The organism is Roseomonas rosulenta (genome assembly GCF_016106005.1).
Classification (GTDB): domain Bacteria; phylum Pseudomonadota; class Alphaproteobacteria; order Acetobacterales; family Acetobacteraceae; genus Neoroseomonas; species Neoroseomonas rosulenta.
Genome location: NZ_JACADR010000403.1, coordinates 1 through 2,897, shown reverse-complemented (window position 1 = coordinate 2,897; position 2,897 = coordinate 1). Strand labels below are relative to the sequence as shown.

Annotated in this window: 4 protein-coding genes and 1 pseudogene; 4 read left to right on the top strand and 1 reads right to left on the bottom strand. The window is 71.5% G+C overall.

Annotated features, from left to right (window positions below; translation table 11 throughout):
- Positions 1-477: histidine phosphotransferase family protein (locus HW578_RS24965; protein WP_198373400.1), on the bottom strand; the 477-nt coding region annotated here is incomplete at its 3' end.
- A 116-nt stretch (positions 478-593) separates the two neighbouring features.
- Here HW578_RS24965 and HW578_RS24960 point away from each other — a divergent pair.
- The 4 genes and pseudogenes from HW578_RS24960 to HW578_RS24945 all read left to right on the top strand — a co-directional run.
- Positions 594-749 (top strand): DUF3553 domain-containing protein, encoded by a 156-nt coding sequence (locus tag HW578_RS24960; RefSeq protein WP_198373402.1) that lies wholly within the window; start codon positions 594-596, stop codon positions 747-749.
- Complete coding sequence (locus HW578_RS24955; protein WP_369407973.1) at positions 746-1,501, top strand: sulfite exporter TauE/SafE family protein; 756 nt, start codon at positions 746-748, stop codon at positions 1,499-1,501. The genes HW578_RS24960 and HW578_RS24955 overlap by 4 nt, the downstream gene beginning before the upstream one ends.
- Positions 1,502-1,551: 50 nt before the next feature.
- On the top strand, positions 1,552-2,574 hold the full coding sequence (gene moaA / locus HW578_RS24950) for a GTP 3',8-cyclase MoaA (protein WP_198373399.1): 1,023 nt from the start codon (positions 1,552-1,554) through the stop codon (positions 2,572-2,574).
- Positions 2,567-2,897: pseudogene (locus HW578_RS24945) on the top strand (hypothetical protein); the annotation flags it as partial. The gene moaA and the pseudogene HW578_RS24945, both read left to right, overlap by 8 nt.

The window sequence follows — 2,897 nt, the reverse complement described above, 5'->3', positions numbered from 1 at the left end:
CGCTACCGCGCGCAACAGCGCCGGCGGCCAGGCGGCGCGCGGGCCGTCCGGCAGCACGGCCAGCTCGCGCCCGGGGTCGCCGACCAGGCGCACCACGCCACCACGCGGCAGTGCCTCGCCGCCCAGCAGGACGGCGGCCAGCAGCACGGGCACCACGTCCTCGCCCAGCATGGTTCCGGCATCGAGGGCGGCTGCATCGACGGTGGCGCGCCCGCCGGCAATCTCCCCGGCGGCGAGGCCGAGCACGGTGCCGAGCGGCGATTCGCCCTGCCCGCCCAGCAGCGCGCGCCACAGCAGCAGGCGCCGGCGCAGGACGCCGGCGGCATCCACCGCGAGATCGGCCGCTTCCCCGCCCGCGCCGTCCATCAGTTCGAGGGCATTGCCCACGGTCCCGGCCACGCCGCTGATGTCGTGGCAGAGGCGAAGGCCGACCAGCCGCGCCAGGCGCAGGTCGGACAGCGGCGGTACGGAGGGCATGGCCCGGGACATCCCTTGCGTCATGGCCTGAGACAGTATCCTCTGCGGTGCTTCTGCCATCTTAGCGCCGGACGGCTGACGGCAATCATCGCGTGACAGCATTCATCGAGCCAGGCATGCGCGTGCGCCTCCCGGGCCAGCCCGACTGGGGGATCGGGCAGGTGCAGTCGGTGACAGGAGATCGCATCACCGTCAATTTCGAACACGCTGGGAAGGTGCTCATCAACGCCGCGGTGGTCGTTCTGGATATCGTGGAGGACGACCACCGGTGATCGCCCTGGTTGAGACGGCCACCCCGCTGCTGCTGGACTGGCGGCTGGCGGGCGCGATCCTCGCTACCGCCATCGCCGGGATCATGCGCGGCTATTCCGGCTTCGGCACGGCGGTGATCCTCGCACCCGTCTATTCCCTGCTGTGGGGCCCGCGCGCCGGCATCCCGGTGATGCTGCTGATGGAGCTGGTCGTCTCGGTGCAGCTGCTGCCCGGCGCGATCAAGGATGCCGACCGCCGCGTGGTGCTGCCGCTGGGCGGGGCCGCGGCGCTGGCGACCCCGCTCGGCGCCTGGATCCTGCTGAGCGCGGATGGCGACGCGCTGCGCCGCTTCATCGGCGGCTTCGTGCTGGTCTTCGGGCTGCTGCTGATGTCGGGCTGGCGCTACCACGGCTCGCGCCCGCTGCCGCTGAACCTCGCGGTCGGCACCGCGGCAGGACTGCTGAAGGGAGCCACGGGCATGAGCGGCCCGCCGGTCATCCTCTACCTGCTGGCGGGCCTCGAGGAAGCGAAGCGCCACCGCGCCAACCTGATCCTGTTCTTCGCCACCATCGCCATCGTCTCGATCGTGCCGCCGCTGATCGGCGGGCTGATCGACCTGGCGGTGCTGGTGCGCCTGGCGGTGCTGCTGCCGGTCATGGCGCTGTCGGTGCCGATCGGCGCGCGGCTGTTCCGGGTGGTGCCGGAACGACTCTACCGGCCCTTCGCCATGGGCGTGCTGCTCGTGGCGGGCGGGCTCGCGCTGTTCGGGTAGCGGGCGAAAGGGGCTTGCGGGGCCGCCCCCTCCGGCCCCAAATCCCGCCCATGCAAGGCGTTGCCCCCTCGCCGGCCCCGCTCACCGACCCCTTCGGGCGCGGCGTGACCTATCTGCGCGTGTCGGTGACCGACCGCTGCGACCTCCGCTGCGTCTACTGCATGGCCGAGGACATGACCTTCCTCCCAAAGCGGGAGATCCTGACCCTCGAGGAGATCGACCGGCTCTGCGGCGCCTTCATCGCGCTCGGCACCGACAAGATCCGCCTCACGGGCGGCGAGCCGCTGGTGCGCAAGGGGGTGATGACGCTGGTGCGCTCGCTCGGTGCGCGGATCGGCGCCGGCGGGCTGCGCGAGCTGACCATCACCACCAACGGCACGCAGCTCGCGAAGATGTCGGCCGACCTGTTCGCTGCGGGCGTTCGGCGGATCAATGTCTCGCTCGACACGCTGGACCCGGCGACCTTCGCCGCGGTCACGCGCTGGGGGAAGATCGAGCAGACGCTGGATGGCATCTTCGCCGCCAAGGCCGCGGGGCTCGCCATCAAGATCAACGCCGTCGCGCTCAAGGGCGTGAACGAGCACGAATTCGACCGCATGGTCGCCTGGTGCGGCGAGCACGGCTTTGACCTGTGCCTGATCGAGACCATGCCGATGGGCGACATCGGCGGCGACCGCACCGACCAGTACCTGCCGCTGTCGATGGTGCGGTCCCGCCTGCGACAGTCCTGGACGCTGGAGGACACCGACTACGCGACCGGCGGCCCTGCCCGCTACGTGACCGTGAAGGAAACCGGCGGCCGCATCGGCTTCATCACGCCGATGACCCATAATTTCTGCGAATCCTGCAACCGCGTGCGGCTGACCTGCACCGGCACGCTGTTCATGTGCCTCGGCCAGGACGATGCGGCGGAATTCCGCGACCTGCTGCGCGACCCGGGCGTGGACGACGCCGCGCTGGCGCAGGCCATCCGCGACGCCATCGCGCGCAAGCCGCGCGGCCATGACTTCGTCATCGACCGCCGCCGCAAGGCCCCCGCCGTCGCGCGCCACATGAGCATGACCGGTGGCTGACACCCTGCAAGGCCTGGTCGACAGGCTGACCATCCCAGGCCTGCCATCCTGGGTCGGGCTGGTCATCCTACTCGCGATCGGCGTGTCGGTGCTCGCCTTCCTCGCGATGCCCTATTCGGTGTTCGGCGTGAAGTCGCGGCTCGAGGCGGTGGAGGCCGAGCTCGCCGACCTGCGCAGCGAGATCCGCGCCCTGTTGCGCCAGCCCGGCACGGTGGCGCGCGCACCGGTCGAGGAAGACTACGTGGCCCCGCCACGACGCAGCGAGCCGCGCATCGCGCCTGCGGAGCCGAGCCTGGCGCCGCCGGTGCCGCCGCCCGCCGCGC

Bases quoted from the DNA above. Each gene is read 5' to 3' on its own strand.
- HW578_RS24960 (WP_198373402.1), top strand. From the start codon at position 594: ATGCGCGTGCGCCTCCCGGGCCAGCCCGACTGGGGGATCGGGCAGGTG.
- moaA (WP_198373399.1), top strand. From the start codon at position 1,552: ATGCAAGGCGTTGCCCCCTCGCCGGCCCCGCTCACCGACCCCTTCGGG.